The organism is Pantoea sp. alder81, assembly GCF_020179835.1.
GTDB lineage: Bacteria > Pseudomonadota > Gammaproteobacteria > Enterobacterales > Enterobacteriaceae > Pantoea.
This window is the reverse complement of sequence record NZ_JAIUDA010000005.1, coordinates 76,246-96,320: the sequence shown is the minus strand read 5'-3', so window position 1 is coordinate 96,320 and position 20,075 is coordinate 76,246. Positions and strand designations below refer to the sequence as shown.

The 20,075-nt window shown below is 54.2% G+C and carries 18 protein-coding genes; 6 read left to right on the top strand and 12 right to left on the bottom strand.

Annotated features, from left to right (window positions below; genetic code table 11):
* Window positions 1-39: 39 nt before the first annotated feature.
* Entirely contained in the window at window positions 40-1,197 is a 1,158-nt protein-coding gene (locus LBW88_RS15140) for an MFS transporter (RefSeq protein ID WP_224933269.1), read from the bottom strand.
* Between the two features lie 98 nt (window positions 1,198-1,295).
* Between LBW88_RS15140 and LBW88_RS15135 the strand changes: the two genes are divergently transcribed.
* Complete coding sequence (locus LBW88_RS15135) at window positions 1,296-1,790, top strand: MarR family winged helix-turn-helix transcriptional regulator (RefSeq protein WP_224933270.1); 495 nt, start codon at window positions 1,296-1,298, stop codon at window positions 1,788-1,790.
* Window positions 1,791-1,881: 91 nt separating this feature from the next.
* Window positions 1,882-2,421, top strand: a complete 540-nt coding sequence (gene cybB, locus LBW88_RS15130; protein ID WP_034829799.1) for a cytochrome b561 — start codon at window positions 1,882-1,884, stop codon at window positions 2,419-2,421.
* Between the two features lie 64 nt (window positions 2,422-2,485).
* On the opposite strand, the gene LBW88_RS15125 is transcribed toward cybB, so the two are convergent.
* Window positions 2,486-3,376 carry a DUF6216 family protein gene (locus tag LBW88_RS15125; RefSeq protein ID WP_224933271.1) on the bottom strand — a complete coding sequence of 297 codons (891 nt, stop codon included), beginning with the start codon at window positions 3,374-3,376 and terminating at the stop codon, window positions 2,486-2,488.
* Between the two features lie 209 nt (window positions 3,377-3,585).
* The gene (locus LBW88_RS15120; RefSeq protein ID WP_224933272.1) at window positions 3,586-4,428 is read right to left on the bottom strand and encodes a helix-turn-helix domain-containing protein; all 843 of its coding nucleotides are present in this window, start codon (window positions 4,426-4,428) and stop codon (window positions 3,586-3,588) included.
* 109 nt (window positions 4,429-4,537) lie between these two features.
* Between LBW88_RS15120 and LBW88_RS15115 the strand changes: the two genes are divergently transcribed.
* On the top strand, window positions 4,538-5,536 hold the full coding sequence (locus LBW88_RS15115) for a methyltransferase domain-containing protein (RefSeq protein WP_224933273.1): 999 nt from the start codon (window positions 4,538-4,540) through the stop codon (window positions 5,534-5,536).
* Here LBW88_RS15115 and LBW88_RS15110 read toward each other — a convergent pair.
* The 8 genes from LBW88_RS15110 to LBW88_RS15075 form a co-directional block, all read right to left on the bottom strand.
* On the bottom strand, window positions 5,520-5,873 hold the full coding sequence (locus LBW88_RS15110) for an MmcQ/YjbR family DNA-binding protein (protein WP_224933274.1): 354 nt from the start codon (window positions 5,871-5,873) through the stop codon (window positions 5,520-5,522). The two genes, LBW88_RS15115 and LBW88_RS15110, sit on opposite strands and share 17 nt — an antisense overlap.
* A 109-nt stretch (window positions 5,874-5,982) precedes the next feature.
* Window positions 5,983-7,923 (bottom strand): methyl-accepting chemotaxis protein, encoded by a 1,941-nt coding sequence (locus LBW88_RS15105; RefSeq protein ID WP_224933275.1) that lies wholly within the window; start codon window positions 7,921-7,923, stop codon window positions 5,983-5,985.
* 240 nt (window positions 7,924-8,163) lie between these two features.
* On the bottom strand, window positions 8,164-8,631 hold the full coding sequence (locus LBW88_RS15100) for a GlcG/HbpS family heme-binding protein (RefSeq protein WP_224933276.1): 468 nt from the start codon (window positions 8,629-8,631) through the stop codon (window positions 8,164-8,166).
* A 64-nt stretch (window positions 8,632-8,695) separates the two neighbouring features.
* On the bottom strand, window positions 8,696-10,093 hold the full coding sequence (locus LBW88_RS15095; protein WP_224933277.1) for a cytochrome c: 1,398 nt from the start codon (window positions 10,091-10,093) through the stop codon (window positions 8,696-8,698).
* Window positions 10,093-11,685: a GMC family oxidoreductase gene (locus tag LBW88_RS15090; protein WP_224933278.1), complete on the bottom strand. Its 1,593-nt coding sequence runs from the start codon at window positions 11,683-11,685 to the stop codon at window positions 10,093-10,095. Before LBW88_RS15090 ends, LBW88_RS15095 begins: the two co-directional genes overlap by 1 nt.
* 21 nt (window positions 11,686-11,706) lie before the next feature.
* Entirely contained in the window at window positions 11,707-12,363 is a 657-nt protein-coding gene (locus LBW88_RS15085; protein WP_224933279.1) for a sorbitol dehydrogenase family protein, read from the bottom strand.
* Between the two features lie 2 nt (window positions 12,364-12,365).
* Complete coding sequence (locus tag LBW88_RS15080; RefSeq protein ID WP_224933280.1) at window positions 12,366-12,842, bottom strand: GlcG/HbpS family heme-binding protein; 477 nt, start codon at window positions 12,840-12,842, stop codon at window positions 12,366-12,368.
* A 39-nt stretch (window positions 12,843-12,881) separates the two neighbouring features.
* Window positions 12,882-13,280: a DoxX family protein gene (locus tag LBW88_RS15075; protein WP_224933281.1), complete on the bottom strand. Its 399-nt coding sequence runs from the start codon at window positions 13,278-13,280 to the stop codon at window positions 12,882-12,884.
* Window positions 13,281-13,759: 479 nt separating this feature from the next.
* Between LBW88_RS15075 and LBW88_RS15070 the strand changes: the two genes are divergently transcribed.
* The 3 genes from LBW88_RS15070 to LBW88_RS15060 all read left to right on the top strand — a co-directional run bounded on the left by LBW88_RS15070 (window position 13,760) and on the right by LBW88_RS15060 (window position 16,981).
* The gene (locus LBW88_RS15070) at window positions 13,760-14,737 is read left to right on the top strand and encodes a hydroxyacid dehydrogenase (protein ID WP_224933282.1); all 978 of its coding nucleotides are present in this window, start codon (window positions 13,760-13,762) and stop codon (window positions 14,735-14,737) included.
* A gap of 3 nt (window positions 14,738-14,740) precedes the next feature.
* On the top strand, window positions 14,741-15,433 hold the full coding sequence (locus LBW88_RS15065) for an RraA family protein (protein WP_224933283.1): 693 nt from the start codon (window positions 14,741-14,743) through the stop codon (window positions 15,431-15,433).
* 87 nt (window positions 15,434-15,520) lie between these two features.
* A complete protein-coding gene (locus LBW88_RS15060; RefSeq protein ID WP_224933284.1) occupies window positions 15,521-16,981 on the top strand; it encodes an MFS transporter in 1,461 nt (486 codons plus the stop codon).
* An 81-nt stretch (window positions 16,982-17,062) separates the two neighbouring features.
* Here LBW88_RS15060 and LBW88_RS15055 read toward each other — a convergent pair whose 3' ends face one another.
* Entirely contained in the window at window positions 17,063-19,525 is a 2,463-nt protein-coding gene (locus tag LBW88_RS15055) for a membrane-bound PQQ-dependent dehydrogenase, glucose/quinate/shikimate family (RefSeq protein ID WP_224933285.1), read from the bottom strand.
* Between the last annotated feature and the right edge of the window lie 550 nt (window positions 19,526-20,075).

The window sequence follows — 20,075 nt, the reverse complement described above, 5'->3', positions numbered from 1 at the left end:
AAACAAGATATATATCGATTCAACCGTTTCATACCGTCATCATCCCTGCGTGAGGTGAGGTTTAAAACGCAATGCCATCACCATTAAAACCACCACCCCGACGCTCATGATGGCCCATGCCGTATCCAGCGAGTCGGCACGATCGCGGACGATGCCGGCCATCAAGGGCATCAGCGCGGCCAGCAAATAGCCGCCGCCTTGCACAAAGGATAACAGTCCCGCCGCCTCTTCCGGAGAATGCGCATGGTCGAGCGTTACGATCAGTGAAAGCGGAAACAGCGCACCAATTCCCAATCCGAGCAGCACAGTGGATAACCAGGCCATCGCACCGCTCAGCCACATCAGGCTGATTAATCCCAGCAGCAGGGAGGTCAGCACCAGCAGCAGCGGAAGACGACGGTCACGGAAGCGATGGATCAACCCTGACACGATAAATCCCGCCACCACTTCCGTTAGCGTCAGCGCACCGAGCACATAGCCGCTTTGCTGCGGCGTCCAGCCATGCTGCATGTAAAACGGCGGCAACCAGGCCAGCACCAGCGTGTAAGCACCCGTGCCGATCCCAAAAAATACCATGAGTAACCAGGTACGGCCCGTTCGCGCAGTTTTAGTACGCTGAGCTTGAGCAGCAGGAACGTTGCCGCGCAACGTGATCAGCCACAGCAGTACCGCAACAATCGCGGGAACAACAGGTAGTGCGAGTGCCATGCCCAACCCCTGCGCATCCGCCAACGGCGCGCCGGTCGCGGCGGCAACAGCCGCACCGGCCATTATTCCGGTGGTGAACAGTGCCATTAACGTGCCTGCCTGTGCGGCAAAATGGCGTTTAATCAGTGCAGGCATCAAGGCCTGAATTAAGCCTATGCCGATACCCGCCACCAGCGCACTAGCAATCAGCACTTCGGCGGATGGGACGATGCCTCGCACCAGGCATGCTAACGCCAGGAGAATCAGACCTGCAGCGATGCCGCGAATCTCCCCGATAAAACGCAGTAACCAGGGCCCTGCCAGTGCCGAGATTCCCATCACCACGACCGGCAAGGTGGTGAGTAAACTGAGTTGCGTGGCGTTAAGGTGAGATTCGCGTTGCAGAAGCGGAAACAACGGCCCGATGGCGGCCATGATCGGTCGTAAATTCAGTGCGATGATGAAAACCAGTAAGGCAAACATGCCTAAAGCAGGTAAGGTACGATTCACTTTGCATCTCCATGTGCGTCAAAAGTATCTTAACGTTAAGATACTTTGCGATACTTCGATAGAGGGATGCGCACAAAGCAACAAATCCGAGGGGAGAAATGACCGATCACGTTGATTTTGTTATCGAGCAGTGGGCCAACGCGATGCCGGAATTAGACGCCTCATCCATGGCGATATTTGGCCGCATGCTGCGCATCATGAAACATCTGACCAAAGCGCGCGCGGATGCACTGGCTCCGTTTCATTTTCGCGATGGGGAATTTGATGTCCTCGCTACGCTTCGCCGTGCGGGTCCGCCCTATTGCCTGTCACCCACGCAGTTGTACAAATCGCTGCTGATTACTTCTGGCGCAATGACAAATCGGCTTAACCGCCTTGAGGAAGTGGGATCAATCCAGCGCGTAGCCGATCCTGACGATAAACGCAGCATGCTGGTGGCTTTAACCGAAGCCGGACGCGAAAAGATCGAGCAAGCCCTACTGGTTCACACTCAGACGCAACGCGATCTGCTGGCAACGCTGAATGACGATCAGCAACAGCAGTTGCAGGTATTGCTCAGCCTTTTAATGCAAACCACAGAAGCCCAGCGGTAAAAAATTCGTTGTGGGATGTGTCAAATTATGAATTAATTCAGCCTATTTTCCGCTATGTTAGCGCTTCTGCTACGCCTTTACGGACTGAATGATGAGCACCAAATACGCCCCTTCGCAGATTTTTCTCCACTGGCTGACTTTTTTGCTGGTCGTCACGGCCTATTGCACCATGGAGTTTCGCGGCTTAGCGACGCGCGGATCCTGGCAGGGCTTTGCCATGATCATTGGTCATTTCAGCGCAGGGAGTTGTGTGCTGGTGCTGATGCTTTCACGTGTCATTCTTCGCTTTCGTCATCGCAGCCCGGCGATTGTACCGAAACCGCCACACTGGCAAACCGGCCTCGCGCACCTGATGCATCTGGCGATCTATCTGTTCTTTATCGTGCTGCCGATCCTCGGCATTTTGTCGCGCTTCTATATGGGCCGCACCTGGTGGATTTTCGGTATTCCGATGCCGGTGAGCGGCGATCCTGATCCTGATTTCGCTGACAGCATTGCGGACTGGCATGAAACACTTGCCCCTTACGGCTATTGGCTGATTGGTATCCATGCCGTCGCGGCCCTGGCACACCACTATCTCTTCAAAGACAACACGTTACTGCGCATGATGCCCTCACGTCGTTCGCGTTAGTCCTCTCGTCGGCGCCCGGAAACCGCAATGGCCGGGCGTCCAATAAACGTTATTATTTGAATTATCAATTTTTTAATGATTCATTAGGGTTATTCGTTTTTTTGGTATTATCTCTTCTCAAATGTCGCCATGATCTTTGATTTCTATATCTGCGAATTTTGGCAAAGACCATCCTTCTAACATCATAAGTCACTAATATGACGACTGCATGCCTAAACATAGAATACAAAATAACTCCGATTAAGAATGTCAAACCACCAAAGAACCACCTTTGTTTTTTTATAAGTTTGCTTATGTAAATCTTATCCTTTTCTTTATTAAATGAATTGCAGATAACCTCGACTGTTTTAGATGGTAGTGTGCTTCGAATTGATTTTTGATTTTCACAATCTTTTGGGGTAAACCCCCAATCCCCTTTACCAAAAAAATCATATTCTTCAGCTCCTTGTTCATTAAACCAAAACCACCCAGTATTATTTATGCTGATCAGGCCCGCAGGCTTTATTGCTACAATTGCACTTCCGAATGACGAAGTGAAAACTAGCAATATAATGGCTAACAAAATTGTAAGATATCGCCAGGAATACTTAGTAATTTTCAAATTATCCATATTCAAGTTATTTTTAAGCTTGCCAATGATTTTAAAATCAAGCTCATATTTTTTTATCCATTTTTCAAATGATTTCTTTTGAGAAATGGATATCGCTCGAGTATTAAAAAGGAAATTAAACTGCTCAATGCTATTTATTTCATGTATGAGGTCTTTTTTGTTCTGAAGCGCAGTACCAAACAAAAATTTATGAAACCTATAGGCTAATGAAAAACCTGAACCTGCCTTCCTTTTAAAATAATAAAGTGCCGAAATCAATATGATAGTGACAATTAATATAAATAATGGTTTATTTTCAAGCAAGTCAGATATATAACTAAATATTGAATCAAAAGAAAAGTTCATTTTGTAGCCTTAATGTTATAACTAACAATTACAATCATAAGTCAATTAAATTCCATGAGAAATTTGAAAACAATGTGATACATCACGTTCATTGTTTCTTTCTATGACGTTCTAATCATGTCAATCCATAAATTCAATACCATATTTCAGTCCTTTCAAAAACAGACGAGCATGGTTTATCAATAGACATTGTCGTTTTATAGCTTGCATTAACATCCTCTTTTGCGCCCGGTAATTGCACTGGCCGGGCGTCCAAAATAGCGTCGAAACGCCACGCTGAAATTGCGCGGATGTTGATACCCCACCTGCCATGCCGCCTGCGCCACCTGAAATCCCTGCTCCAGCAAGCGATGCGCGTGCTCCATGCGCATCTGCAACAGCATCGCACCCGGCGTGCAGTGAAAATGCTGCTGGAACCCTCTTTTCAACTGGTAGTCACTTAATCCTGCCGCCAGCGCCAGCGCACTCAGCGAGAAAGCATCAGCCAGATGATCGCGCATCCAGTCGCGTGCCTGTTCCAACCTTTCAACCATTTGAGGATGCAGCTTGTGCTGAGTATCCGTGGGTTGAAGCTGATGGCGATGCAAAGCGAGCAGGCTGAGCGCCTGAATTTCCAGTAACAACGGATCCTCATGCGACTGGCTGAGTTGCGCAGCGGTGGCATGGCCGAAACGGCTAAAGAGGTGACGCTTAAGCTGAGGCTGTAACAATCCTTCTGCAACCTGCTCACCAAAATAGTGGATTACACACGCGGCACTGAGTATCAGGCGCACTTGCTGCACCCGCTCGCCCGCGCGATACAGGCGCTCACCCTGGCTGGACTGAAAACTGGTGACGGTCAGATGCCCGGCGTTGAATGCAATCTCACGTCCGTTGCTTTCCCGAAAGCGGGATTCGCCTTGCAGACCAAAGGTCAGCACCAGCTGTGGCTGCTCGTTAATGGGTTGCGAAGATTCACAAAGCGTCTGAACGGGCCAGTAATCGGATTGCACCATGCGCATCTCTCGTGACAGTTGGTGCTGGCGCACACGCATTTCCCCCGGTTTTTGCATCCTTTCTCCTCACGCAGAGTTAAATCACCGTCTCGCAGACAAATGAGAATAAATTGCATTTGCGCGAAAGGCTAGTCTGATGTTCACGTTACCTGCTCAGGACATTTCCATGCATTCACCACTTCCTACCCTCGATCATCTTCTGGCTCAGCAGGCCCTTAACGGCGCTGTGGCGTTGGCATTTGAACATCGCTTATTTGATTTTCTGGCGTTACCTGCCACGGCTGCGCAAGTCGCCCAACACTACGACTGGCAACCACAGCAGGCTTATCACCTATTACGTCTGTTATGGAGTACGGAATTACTGTCGCATGAAGCTGACTGCTTTGTACTGGCGCCGAATGTACACGCCTGGCTGTGTCACGGCAGTCGCCGCTATATTGGTGACGCCTGGCGCTATCGCCATCAGGTGTTACAGCAGTTTGCTCAACGTTTGCCACAACTGCTTAAGCAGGCCGAACCCGGCTGGCAGGATCCCTTGCAAATCGATACCGCATGGGCGGATGCCGCCTTGCATCAAATTGCCCAGGAGCAGCGTGCGCTGAGCGCGGACACCGCTTGCGCTATCGCGGATACCCTGGCTGATTTTCAGCGTCCGGCGCTGTTACTGGATATGGGCGGCGGACCGGGATTGATCAGCATTGCATTAGCCCAACGCTTTCCACAGCTTTCAGCCATCGTGTTTGATTTGCCTCAAACCGCCACCGTCGCGCAGCGCAATATCGAAAAAGCGGGCCTAAGCGATCGCTGTTGCGCACTGGCGACGTTTCCTGAAGAGCGTCAGGTGGACATCATCTGGAGTTCATCGTTTCTTTACTTTATGGCGGACAGACAGGCAATGTTGCGCGAGTGGTTTACGCGTCTAAAGCCTGACGGATTGCTGATCAGCGCCCATGCTGAAGTTCCCCAGAGCCAGGCGGAAGCACGCCAGGTGCTGCCCTTCTTCACCCCGCTAATGATGCGAGGTTACAACGTCACGGATGAAGGGGTGTTGTGTGATGAATTGCGACAGGCAGGTTTTGCTATTGAGCGCGTCCAGCGGATGCAACCGTTCCCCATGTCGCCGCTCGATGTCATCCTGGCGCGAAAACCTAAAACGTTAAGCTAAAGCTGTCATCCAGCAGGGCAATAATCTCATTATCCGGCAAGCCGTTTTCCAGCGTCAGGCTAATCCAGTGCTCTTTGTTCATGTGATAAGCCGGATAAACGCCGTGCTGCTGGCGCAGGGAGCCGGTCAGTTCGGGACGGGTTTTGATATTCATCACCTGAACCACCGGGCCTGCGTCCAATCCGAGTTTATGGCTCTCCAGCGGAAACACCAACGCGAACCATTTACGGTGGCGCGGATGCCGTAGCACCGCGTATTCGCTGTGTTTTTTCCACGGATAGTCAGGTTCTATTTGGTAGGTTTGGCTGATGTGGTCGAACAGTTGCTGGCGATTCATGATGGTTCCCGATGTGTGGAAGTCATTGTCGGCCATAAGCAAATAGCACAAGGCCGCGCCCTACGTTATAAGGCGCGGCCCGTTGTGACAAGGTCTTCAACTCAGATGATTAACTCAACTGAAAACGTCCCACCGTTTGTGCCAGCTGTGCGGCCTGATCTTCCAGCGAACTGGCTGCCGCCGACATCTGTTGTACCAGCGCGGCGTTCTGCTGCGTGGTGCCGTCCATTTCATTTACCGCGATGGTGACCTGACTGATACCGCGTGCCTGCTCATCGGATGCCACCACAATTTCACCGATGATGGTGCGCACAGAGTTCACCGCCTGCGTCATCTCCTGCATGGTTTTCCCGGCGTCCTGCACCAGCTGAACACCACTGCCGACACGCTGGCTCGACTCCTCAATCAGCGCCGCAATCTCTTTCACGGCGTTAGCACTGCGCTGCGCCAGATTACGCACCTCCGAAGCCACCACCGCAAAGCCACGCCCCTGCTCACCGGCACGCGCGGCCTCAACTGCGGCGTTCAGAGCCAGAATGTTGGTCTGGAAGGCGATGCTATTAATGATGGCGGTGATATCGCCAATCTTCTTCGCACTGTCATCGATCTGCGCCATGGTCTGCACCACCTCACCCACCAGCGCTTCACCCCGACCGGCGATCTGAGTAGCGTTCTCCGTTAACTCCGTTGCCTGATGGGCATTGGTGGCGTTGTGTTTCACCGTGGCGGTGATCTGCTCCATGCTGGCGGCGGTTTGCTCCAGTGCGGCCGCCTGCTGTTCGGTGCGAGAGGCCAGATTGAGGTTGCCGCTGGCAATTTCACCGGCGCCCTGACGAACAGAGGAACTGGCATCCTGAATTTGCCCGACAATCTCACGCAGCTGGTTTTGCATGGTATGCAGCGCATAGAACAGGCTGCTGTTATCGCGCCCTTTCAGTGTGATGACGTTATCCAGCTTGCCATCCGCCACTGCCAGGGCAATGGTCGCGGCTTCCAGCGGCTCGCCACCGATCGGCTTCAGCACTTTACGACTGAATAACAGGCCCAGCAGTGTACAGACAACCAGAATGCTGATGATCATCAGGATCACGGCGTTGACCAATTGACGATGGGCCGCTGCCATCACTTCGCTCACCGGTGCAACCACGCCGAGATACCATTTCTGATCGCTATTGCCGATTACAACAGGCTGCCAGGTGACCAGCGCATCTTCACCCAGCATCGCGTCATGCTGCTCTAGCACTGACGTGCTGTAATTGTGCGTGTCGCCCTTCCACGGCTTACTGGTCTGGTTTTTGTCCGGGTAGGACACCACATTGCCCGCGCTGGACAGCAGCATGGCGTAGCCCGTGCCGTCCCATGGTTTGATTTTGTTGACCTTTTCTTGCAATGAAGCGAGTGAAATGTCAGATGTGACGACGCCCCAAAGTTTCCCCTGACTGACAATCGGGGCAGCTACGGATGTCAGCAATGTAGGGATGCCGTTGTAAGCATAGGTATAAGGTTCAATCAGCGTGTCTTTCTGGCTCTTCTGTGGCAGCAGGTAGTAGTCTCCCTGACCAGGGGTAAAGATTGAGGTCAGTGGATGAATGTTAAAAGTGCCGCTCTGATCGCGATCGACAAAATAGGCATAACGCCCTTTTGGTGCAGCATTCGGTTGGGTAGCGAATTCGGCATCACGTCCATCGAAGGCGTTTTCTTCAAATGTCACCGAAACCGACAAGTAGTCTGGGTTATCACGCAACGCAGACTCCATCACTTTGTCAGCCACCTTACGATCCATAATCCCTGCCGCAGGCAGCGCGATCAGGCTGTGTCCAAGGTTATGGGCGACATCTCGTGCATAACTCAGCTCATGCTGGATTTGCAGCGCCTGCGTTTCTGCAATTTGTTTAAGATAGTTTTCGGCGAGTGACTTTTGTTCGCTACTGGACTGCCAGCTCAGCACGCCGATGGTCACGGCAAAACCAAGGGTGATGGTTAAGGCGCCCGTCAGCAGCATCTGCGTGCGGGTGCTCATTGTTTTCTTAGGTGATGCGTGTTTGGCCATTATGGCGCTCCTGGGTTGACACTTATTCAGTTAGAAATGAACCACTCCCTGTGCACGTACATCCTGCTTAAAAGACTATCGGCGTTCGGTGCAGTAACTTGATGGGTGCGCAGGTCGGAGGAGCGCGTAATGAAATGGGGTTCTGCAGAGTGTTTTGTTACGCGGGCGCCGCTCAGGCCGCCCGCCGGTGCATTAGGGTGCACCTTAATGTCATCAATATCTTCACAACGAAATACGTCGTTATTTAAAACTCTCGCTTGCTGCTTTTGCGATGGCGATCTCATTCGGGTTAGCAGAACCGCTGACGCCCACCGCACCAACGGTGTTGTTCTGCCACACCACCGGTGAACCGCCACCGAGCGGGATGACGCCCGGCAAGGTCGCGATAGCCGGTTCTTTACCGTTAGCGCGATCCATATATTTGTCTGTTGCCGTGCGATACAACGCGGCTGCACGACCTTTTAAAATCGAGGAGTCGATACAGCCGACCGGCGCATTGTCCATACGGTTAAACGCCAGCAGCTGGCCCGACTGATCCAACACCGCAATACAGACGTTCGCGTTCAGCGCGTGCGCTTTTTCCTGGGCGGCCGCGATCAGCTTCTGCGCATCAGACTGCGAGAGAATGGTTTGCGTCAAGGTGGCGTGCGCGGCAGCAGAACCGAACAGCGCGGCGCTCAACAGCGCAAGAGATAAAGCCTTTTTCATCAAGTCACTCCTTAAAGGGTCATACCGTTATGAAAACGGGCGACGTCAATGCCGCCCGTAAAAGTTATTTCCGACGGCGCAGGAAAAGGATCAGCGCCACCACCATCACCAGCAGCGCAACAACGCCACCGATGATGCTTAACGCATGCGCGTATCGCACCAGCCAGCTGCCGCTTTCACCTTTCAGCGTTTGCTCAACATCAGCTGGCGTAATCGCATGCTGCGGGTTGCCGAAGTTGGTAGAGACGTAATCCGCCACTTTGGCCAGTTCGGCCTGACTAAACTGCGTGCGAAATTCCGGCATAAAGGCGTGATCGGTGCCGGTCTGGCGATCAACCCCTTCCGTAATCGTCATGATTAGGTTGGCGGGATCGTCCGACAGCACCGCAGAAGATCCCACCAGCGAGGGATAGAAACGCTGCGCATCGTGGGTTCCACGTCCATCACTGGCGTGACAAGTGGCACAGGCACCGTTGTAGAGTTGCGCTCCGCTCATCGCGTCGCCAGAGACATAATCGGTGATCTCATTTTTCATGCCGGTTTCGATGGCCGACAGCGGTGTAGCCTGCGGTGCTACCGAAGGCGCTTTACGATCCGCGCCGCCAATCGCAGGCACCTGCTTCAGGTAGTGCGCCATTGCCTCCAGATCGCTTTGCTGCATTTTCGAGAACGAGTTCTGAACCGCTGTGCCCATCTCACCCGCGGCAATCGCTTTACCGTGCAGCGCGCCGGTGCGCAGATAGGTGACAATCTCCGCCTCACTCCAGTCACCGATGCCCGCCTGCGCATCTGACGTGATATTCGGTGCTGTCCAGCTGCCAACCTTGCCGCCCGACAGGAAGCGATCGCCCTGTTCCGCCATCATGCCGTTACGTGAGGTATGGCAGGTGGAACAGTGCGCCAGCGTACGTACCAGATACTCGCCGCGTTCTGCACTGCCTGCAGTCGCATCGCTACCCGGTACGGCCTTGCTATCGAGGAACAGCAGATTCCACATCGCCATCACCGGTCGGAAAGAGAACGGGAACGGCAGATCGGTGTCAGGAGCCGGGTGATCATCGGCTGGCACGCCGAGCATCAGATAGGAATAAAGCGCGTGGATATCTTCGTCTGACAGCCCGGCAAACGAGGTGTAAGGCATCGCGGGATAGAGGTAATGATTGCCCGGCGCCTTGCCTTTACGCATCACATCGGTGAAATCCGCCAGGCTATAGTTGCCGATCCCGGCGGTTTTCGAAGGCGTGATGTTGGATCCATAAATCATCCCCATCGGTGACTGAATCGCGTAACCGCCCGAGAAAGGTTTGCCGCTGTGCGGGTCGCGATGGCAGGCCGAGCAGTCACCGGCGGTGGCCAGATATTCACCCCGCTTGACCAGATCCGGCGAGGCATCCTGCGCCTGCACAGCACCGGCCAGCAGCAGACTGGCCGCGGCCAGATGCAACATTGGTTTGCGCATCATCAGATCTCCCTCGCGATGGTATCGGCCATGCGCAACGCCAGAGCGATGCCCGTCAACGTAGGGTTCACCGTGGCAGAGGTGGGCATCACGCCGGTGGTGGCGAGGAACAGATTGGGATGATCCCAGCTGCGGCAGTGCGCATCGACCACCGAATCACGCGGGTTATCGCCCATGATGGTGGTGCCCATGATGTGATACTGATTGCGCCAGCCGGTCGGAGCTTCAATCACTTCACCGTTAAAGGCCTGCAGGAAGTTAGCGAAGTCCTTGTACGCCTGGGGGCGCATACCACGCACGTAATCATCAAGATGGTAATTGACGTTGAGCATCGGCAGGCCAATCGAATCTTTTCGATCGTAATTTGGCGTCACGCGGTTGGTCGGACTTGGCAGCGTTTCACTCATGGTGCTGATGTTCATGATGCGCGAGGCGCGGTCGCGAATCGCATCATCCAGCGCTTGCCCCATCATGCCCTGTTTCAGCAGCGGCACGGTAACATCGACGTTGGGCACCAGGTTACGCAGTGAATAGCGGATCGCCGAGTGCTGTGCGCGACTGGCTTCATCACGGCGATTGGCGATGGTGCCGTGCTGCACGGATCCACGTCCGGTCCACAGCGGTTCATCAGCGAGGAATGTCAGGCTCAAACCGGTGTGATCCATCAGGTTACGACCGACCTGATCGGAACTGTTGGCCACATCATTCATCAGCAGCAGCTTTGGCGTTTCCAGCCCGTGCGCGGCGATGATGAAGGTTTTGGCGGTGAGGCGCGTGTCTTTGCCATCGGGCTGACGATAATGCAGCGCGACGATCTTGTTACCTGCGCCTTTCTCCAGCTTCCAGGCAACACATTCGGTGCGTAACTGCACGCCCAGCGCCACCGCTTTATCGACGTGCATATCGCCGGAATACATCGCGCCAATCGGGCAGATCGGTTCGCAGTTGTTGTTACCTGCGCAAGCCGGGCGGCCATCATAAGGGCGTGACACGCGGGCGTGCGGCTCATGAATCACCTGATAACCCATCGGGCCCAGCTTTGATTGCATGCGCTGCACCATATAAGGCTTGGCCTCCGGCGGCAGCGGATACTCTGCTGAACGTGGCGGATAATGACCGCGCCCTTGCCCGCTTTGGTCCTCATCGGCGGTGCCGACGACGCCGACTTCGCGCTCGGCTTTGACATACCAGGGCTCCAGCTCGCCGTACTCCATCGGCCAGTCGCGGCCAACGCCGTAGACGCTTTTTAGCTTGAAGTCGTTGGGTAACAAGCGCCAGCAGGCGGATGCCCAGTGACGCGTACTGCCGCCGGCTACGCGTAAGTAGCTGGTGACATACTCGAAGTCTTCATCCCCTTTGGCATCGATATAACCTTCGGTGTAAGAGTTCGGTGCCCACGGCAGATTCGGATACGGCGCGCACCAGTTACGTTTACTGGCACCGTTTCGGTAGTTTTCCACCACTTTCCAGCGTGGAATATAAGGCCCTGCTTCCAGCATAATCACCGATTTGCCCGCTTTCGCCAGCTGATAAGCGGCGTTGGCGCCCAGCGCACCGGAGCCGACGATCACTACGTCGGCATCAAATTCACTCATGATGTACCTGCTCGATTCTTGTTATAGGTTGTTGTGCTGCGCCAGCATCGCCTCGGCTTCCACGAGGGTTTTGGCTTTGCCCTGCACCATCAGTAACCAGGGTGCGTCAGGCTGTTTAATCTGCTTTGCGGCGACGGGCGATTGATCGCCCCATTCGCGTATCAAGGTGGACATCGGTGGCGCGGTTACACCCGGTGGCACCTCGGCCCAGTAATCACCGCCCGCTCGGGCATAGCTCGGGCGAATGGTGTGATCACGCGTCGGCTCATACATCAGCGCCGACAGGAAGGTAACGAAGTGCGCGTCATCCACCGCTTTGGTCGTAGACGGATGACCGGTATAGCCGAGATACCACGGCGAGATTATCGTCAGCGCGGTCTTCACATCCGCATCATCCAGCTGCGCGACGATCTGCTCACGATCTTCGCTGTGCAGCGCGTTGAGTCGCGTCATCAGGCGCGCCAACTGGGCCGGGAATCCCGCATCCTGCTCACACAACAGCGTCCATAACCGTTCGGTGATGCCGATATCGAGGCCACGACGTCCGGTTAACAGTTCACTGGCGCGCAGCAGCAGCGCCTGAGAGGCGTCAGCAGTTGCGGCCAACAGCGGTTGCAGCGGGATAGAAACGATGACCGGGGTGGCCATCATCAGTTGTAAAAAACGTCTCCTTTCCATGGCTAACCTGCTTTCAACGCCGACAGCGCGCCCTGCGCCGCTTCAGCATCCACGTTGCCGTCTGGCGTGCTGACACCAATGGCACCGACCACCACACCGTTCACTTTCACCGGCTCACCGCCTGGCAGCGGCACCACTACCGGGTTACCCAGCATGCCAACATTTCCGGCAGCGATTTTCTGCTGGAAGCTGGAAGTGGGCACACCAAAAGCGGCCGCCGAGTGTGCTTTCTTCGGCGCGAGTTCGCTGTTGGCCAGCGTTGCTCCATCCAGACGCTCATAAGCGATCAACTGACCAAAAGGATCGACCACCGCAATTGCGCCGCCGATGTGATGGCTACCAATAATCTGCTCGGCTTTTTCCACCAGCTGTTGCGCCTGGTGATGGGTTAATACAGCGACCTGGTTAACGGGTTCAGCGGCTTGCGCTGCGGCACAGAAAAGTCCGCCGCACAGCAGCAATGTCGGGAGTTTTTTCATGGGTGTTGTCCTGAATAATGAATCGTTTAGAGAGAAAAATCAGTGGCGTGCGAGACGTTGCTGAATCAGATGATCGAGGCTCCATTTACCGCCGCCGTTCAGACACAGCATCAGGAAACCGGCAGCGCAGGAGATGTTTTTTAACCACACCATCAGGTGTGCGTGGCTGTATCCCTGATAGAACAGGAATCCCGCCAGAACCGAGAACACTGCCATGAAAATGGCCGTGAATCGCGTCAGAAAACCAAAGGCAATCGCCAGACCGCCGCCCACTTCCAGCAAGATCACTAGCGGCAGAAATAAGGCCGGAACGCCGTTGTCGGCCATGGTTTGCAGGTTGTCTGCGTAGTGCGTGATTTTGTCGAGACCGGAAGTGAAGAACAGACCCACCGCCATGACGCGGCCGAGCACAGCGAGGAGATCTTTTGAGTGAGACATGATGTAACCGTTCTATTATCTAGTTGTTAATGAACCAAACGGTACACTCTATAACTTTAGTTACATTTATCATTTCGTGCGGCTAAAAAACGTTCGATGCATGAGTTGTGCAACTTTGCGGCGCACTTTGCTCAAAACAACGACGATAAAATAATTGATGAGTATCAGGGGGCTGAAGGATGTTTTTGAAGTGGATCACACTATTGATGTGGTCTTTAACCTGCTGATGTCTGGCTGCTGCGCTCCGCTAACTCTACGTTTTTAACGATTTTTTAAGTAAAAATCCTAAAGCGTATAGCTGAACACAACCCCAGCAATGTGCGATCTGTTTGTTAACAAAATTCCAACGTTATGGCATGTGACGTTTCAACTTCCGTTTCAGGTAATTATTCCTGTCAGGAATGAATTAATAACCTTCGCAGAATATTTTTTATCGGTTGTCGATGCCAGGATGACGTAAACCCTATCGGAGAACCGACATGACTTATCGCTTTCTCGTGACCACTACCAGCCTTGGCCAGGGAGGCCGTCAACTGCTCGCTGAAGCAGGCTGTGTGGTCGATTATCTGGATGACGCCAATGATGTTGCGGAAGTTGAACATCGTATGAGCAGCATGCCGTATGACGCGGTGATCTCGCGCACCGTCGATTTGAACGCGAAAGCCATCAACGCCTGTCCAACGCTGAAAATCATCTGCAAACACGGCGTGGGAGTGACCAATATTGATGTAGCAGCCGCGACTGAACGCGGCATTCCGGTGCTGACCACGCCAGCAACCAATGCACAATCTGTTGCTGAACTAACGCTGGCACTGATGCTGAACTGCGCACGCCGTCTGCCCTATTTTCAGCAGGAAGTCACCGCCGGACGCTGGACCCGCAGCGGTGACGGCGAAGAGCTACAGGGCAAAACCCTGGGCTTGGTCGGCTTTGGTGAAATCGGCCGCCGCGTGGCGCGCTTTGCGCGAGTGATTGGGATGCAGGTCGCATTTTTTGATCCTGCCGCGCCAGCTGATGGTGACTTTGAAGGGGCGCAACGCTGTGATTCGCTCGACGATTTACTGCCACTGGCGGACGTGCTGAGTCTGCACTGCCCGGTCACACCCAAAACCCGCCTGATGATCAACGCGCAACGTTTGGCGCAGTTGCCTGCTCACGCCACGCTGATCAATACCGCTCGCGGTGAATTGATTGATGAAGAGGCGCTGGCTGTCGCGTTACAAAGTGGGCAACTGCGTGCCGCAGCACTGGACACCGTGGCACTTGAGCCGCTGGCTGCCGAACATCCGTTCCGTGCGCTCAGCAACCTGATCGTGACCCCGCATATTGGCGGTTCCACCCCGCAGGCACTGGACGCCGTTGCACAGAGCGCAGCACGTCAGTGTCTGGCTTTTCTCGATAACCAACAGATCAACCCAACCGCCTGCGTCAATCCGCAGGTGTTAAACCGGAGTTAACCTATGACCATCCATAAAGACTGGCCGATTGGCTATTTCATTGGTGAGCGCGGCGCACAGATTGATGCGGGCGTGATTGATGCCTTCCGTGCCTTGCCGGTGCCGAACATTGGCGATTCCATGGGCCGCAGTGTCGGTGCGCTTGGCTTACAGGCCTATCACAATGATGCCAATTTGGTGTTGTGCGGCCCGGCGATCACCGTGAAAGTGCGACCGGGCGATAACCTGATGATCCATAAAGCCATCGAGATGGCACAGCCCGGCGATGTGATCGTGGTAGACGGCTCAGGCGATCTGACCCAGGCGTTAATTGGCGGCCTGATGCGCACCTCTGCGATCACCAAAAAGATTGCCGGTTTCGTGATTGATGGTGCCGTACGCGATCTGAATGAATGGGCAGAAGGCGGCATTGCCTGCTGGGCACGCGGCAACACCCTACGAGGTCCTTCCAAAGAAGGCCCAGGCGAAGTGAACACCACCGTGCACTGTGCCGGACTGGTGGTGTCGCCAGGCGATTTGATCGTGGCAGATGCGGACGGCGTGATTGCTATTGCACAGGATGAGCTGAGCGTACTGCTGCCTCGCGTACAGCAACATGCACAGCGTGAAGAAAAGATCCGCGCCAGCAACGTGGCAGGCAACAACGATCCTGAACGATTCAACGCCATTCTGCGTGCTAAAGGCTGCCCGGTTTAACGTTAAAGCTGAATCACCTGTGTTATCGGGCGCGGCCATCTGGCCAGCCCTTAACAAACCATTATAAAAACAACGGAGTACCCTACCGTGCTGAAAAAAATTTCGCTGAGCGAGTCGATCCCCCCGCCGATGACCTGGCGTGACAACTTCACACCAGAAGAAGGTAAGGCCTTTGGTGCGCAACTCTCTGCGCGTCTGGAACGCTTACCTGCCGCGCGCCCGTTGTGGCTGATTATTTTTGCGCTGGCGATGGGAGGTTGGTTTGAAGTTTATGACGTGTTCCTGACCGCCTATATCGGTCCCGGCATGGTACGTGAAGGGATTTTTTCTCACGGTAGCCATAACTTTTTTGATCCCCAAAGCCTCGGTGCGTTTGTCGCAGCCATGTTCCTCGGTGTTTTCCTCGGCACCTTGCTGATCGCCAACCTGGCCGACCGCATCGGGCGCAAAAAGGTGTTTATTATCGCGTTACTGGTGTACGCGGTGGCTAGCGGCATCATGGCGTTTCAGCACCATCCGTTTGCCGTGGTGTTCTGGCGCATCATTTCTGGCATTGGCGTGGGCGCCGAGCTGGTGACTATTGATGCCTATGTTTCTGAATTTATCCCGGCGCGTTTACGCGGAAGATCTTATGCGTTTGTGCAGGCCATCCAGTACACCTCGATTCCGACTATCGCTTTCCTCTCATGGCAATTAGTCCCGCAGGAAATTCTCGGTTTAAGCGGCTGGCGTTGGGTAGTGTTGTTTGGCTGTATCGGCGCGGTGCTGGTATGGATCCTGCGGATGGGATTACCGGAAAGCCCACGCTGGCTGGTGGAGCAAGGCCGTTACAAAGAAGCGGAAGACGTGGTACGCCGACTGGAAGCGCGTGTGGCAAAGTCAACTGGCGCGGCGCTGCCTGCCATTGACAGCCATTTGTTGCAACCCACTGAATCTAAACCGGCCGTGAAGAATGAGATGTGGCGCCCGCCGTATCGTCGTCGCACCATTATGCTGCTGGTATTCAACTTCTTTCAGTCGATTGGCTATTACGGATTTGCCAGTTGGATCCCGACACTGCTGGCAGCCAAAGGTGTGACCTTTACCCACAGCTTGCTCTATTCCTTCCTTATTGCCTTTGCCAGCCCGCTGGGGCCGCTGTTGGCGATGACCTTTGCCGATCGCATTGAGCGTAAGTGGCTGGTGAGTGGATCTGCACTGGCCATTGCCCTCGTCGGCACGGTATTTTCCTGGCAGTCGCAACCGGTGATGCTGGTAACGTTAGGACTGCTGCTGTCGCTGGCCAGTACCTGTATGACCTTCTCTTACCGCGCTTATCAGGCAGAACTCTTCCCGACGCGTTTCCGCGCTAAAGCCATCGGGCTGGTTTATTCGGTGAGTCGTATCAGCGGCATGTTGTCGGGCTTTACCATTGCCTGGGTGTTGAGTGAGATGGGAGTCAGTTCAGTGTTTGCCGTGATTTCCGGCGCGATGGCAATCGTGGTGTTTACCATTGGTGTGTTTGGTCCACGCACGCTGAATCGCCGTTTAGAAGAGGTGAATCCCTGAGGACGTGATAACCAAAGGGATATGATGACAAAGTGTTTATGGCGGGATTAGGCAGCAGCCTAATCCCGTTTTTATCGGTGGTTATTTCTGTTCAGGCAATGCGTACGCCAGCACATAATCGCCCACCGGCGTCTCCATAAAGTGATGCCCTGCTGCGACAATCACCAGATACTCGCGTCCATTTTGCGTGTAGATCATTGGATTGGCCTGGCCCCCAGCGGGCAGTTCCGTGCTCCACACTTCCTTACCGGTTTTCATGTCGATGGCGCGGATTAAGTCATCGGTCGCGGCTGCGACAAAGATCAGCCCGCTGGATGTCACGACGGAACCGCCATTATTCGGCGTACCAATGTTAATCGGCAATCCGGTTGGCAGACCAAATGGGCCATTGCGACGTGCGGTGCCCAGTGGGCGATCCCAGATAGTGCGGCCATCACGCAGATCGATCGCACGGATACCACCATACGGCGGCTCTTTACACAGCATTCCGGTGTACGGCAAACGCCAGCCCGCATTCACGTTCACCGCGTAAGGCACGCCGATTTGTGGATCGCCTGCCCCTTCCGCATGGCCGGTATCGTGTGGGTTATACGGGATTTCATCGCGGGGCTTCCAGCCCATCGCATCGGCTTTGGCACGCGGCACCAGAATGTTGTAGTTCGGCATATCGTTGTAGTTAGCAATGATGATGCCGCGAGTCGGATCTACCGCCACACTGCCCCAGTCAGAACCGCCGTTATACCCCGGATACTCAATCGAATGACGATCGGCTTCCGGCGGCGTGTACTGCCCTTTATAACTGGCTTGCTGGAACTGAATACGGCATACCAGCTGATCCACTGGCGTTAAGCCCCACATATCCTGCGGCGTGAGATCCGGTTTGCTGAGGTGATGGAATAACGAATAAGGCTGGGTTGGCGAGCGTTGATCTGGTTCTACGCCGCCACCGGGGACCGGACGTTCCTCCACACCAAACAGCGATTTACCGGTGCGGCGATCCAGCACATAAATCTCACCCTGTTTGGTCGGCATGATAATCGCCGGCGTTTTGCCGCCGTTTTTATCCGGATAATCCACCAGCGTGGGCTGAGAGCCCGGATCATAATCCCACACATCTTTATGCGCAGTCTGGAAAGTCCAGGCCGGCAAACCGGTATCGATGTTTAATGCCGTCAGCGAGACCGAATACTTGTTTTCGGCAGGTGAGCGCGTACCGCTCCAATAGTCACCTGAGGAGTTCCCGACCGGCAGATACACCAATCCTAACTTGTCGTCACCGGTAAACGAGGTCCAGACATCGGGTGAACCGCGCTTGTATGCATTAGGCCCTTTCTTCGGTGTAGCCGTATCCGGATCGGCTGCATCCCAGGCCCATTTCAGTGCGCCCGTACGCACATCATAAGCTTTGATCACGCCCGGCGGGCCGAATGCACGCTGTCCATCGATCGTCTGATGTCCCACCACCAACGTGTCGCGTATTACCACCGGCGCGGAGTTGATGGCCACATAACCGTCATAGGTTTCCCCCATATCTTCCGCGAGATTGACCGTGCCCTGATTGCCGAAACTGCGGCACACTTCACCGGTTTTGGCATTCAACTCAATGATGCGGGCATCCAGCGTACCGAGAATGATGCGCTGCTGGCAGTCACTGTTATCACCGTTCGGTGCAACAACCGCTTCCTGTCCAGTGGTTGCGTGGCTGTTGGTCTGGCTGTCATACCAGGTTAACCCACGACAGGCGGCTGTATAGGGAATGGATTTGTCGCTGACCTTTGGGTCAAAGTGCCACTTCTCTTTGCCAGTAGCGGCATCCAGCGCAAACACCATGTTGCGAGCGGTACAGGTGTACAGCGTATCGCCCACTTTGATCGGCGTGTTTTCACCACCCCAACGCGCTTTCGGTAAATCACCGGTACGGAATTGCCAGGCAAGCTTGAGGTCTTTCACGTTATCCGGGTTAATCTGGCTGGCATTGGCGAAGCGCTGAGACGCCAGGGAACCGCCGTAGGTATACCAGTCACCACTGTCTGGCGTGGAAGCTTTTCCGCTCCCTGTGTCCGCCATGTAATTGGCCGAACCCGCAGCGGGAACATCAGTGGCCGGCGTTTCATTGAGGGGTGCGAAAGGCAGCGCCGCGGCCACCACAAAGGCGACAATCAGCACGGCTGCCAACGCGCGTGAAGTACCCCGACTGACGCGCGGCGCCAGATTCGGCAGCTGAAAGGCAAATAAAATGCCGAGAATCAGCATCAACGCGAAACGCGGTACCCAGCGCCAGTAATCCAGCCCTGATTCCTGAATGGTCCAGATCAACGTGCCGACAAATACCAGCGCGAACCAGCCTGCGCCGCTGGTGCGCTTCATCAATATCAGTACAGCGGAGATGATTAGCCCTATACCCGCCAGCACGTAGTACCAGTTTCCGCCCAAGGCCACGAGCCAGCCCCCGCCTGCGGCCAGAATAATCCCCAGCAACAGCAGAATAAGGGCAAATAGTTTATTCCAGATCGAAAGTCTGGGTATTTGATTTGCGATGTTCAAAATAATGTCCTTTGCCATAAACGATTGCAGGATTGTGTATTTTTTAAACTTCGCGATTAACTTTAGAATATTTCGAAGGTTATGCCGGGATAATTGGCAAAGATGCGAAATAAGCGGCACTTTTTATCCGCTTATATTCCCTATAGTTTCTGTGATAAATCGTTTATCAGGACGCGAGTTAACACTTTTACCCTTCCCTATCATTTTTAGTCTGTGCATTTCCACGACAAAACCCTGCTGTTTTTGATCTGGCGCAAGATCGTCATCTCACCATCCTGTCAGCTTATTCGTTACAGGGCGCATGACGCCATATAACAAGAGGAACACATCATGACAGGTAAATTAGGCTTAACGGGATTGTTATTGGTATGGCTGGTGTATGTGGTATGGATGGTGAGCTATTACTCCGGAACATTTTCGCTCTTCACGCATTGATCGACTCTCTCTCCCACCTGCATCTCAGGTGACTTCACTCCTCCCTGATGGCGGCGCAATGGCCGCCATCGGGCCAATCTTTTTCTACTGCCGCGAAATTTCAGCCTGAAATCGC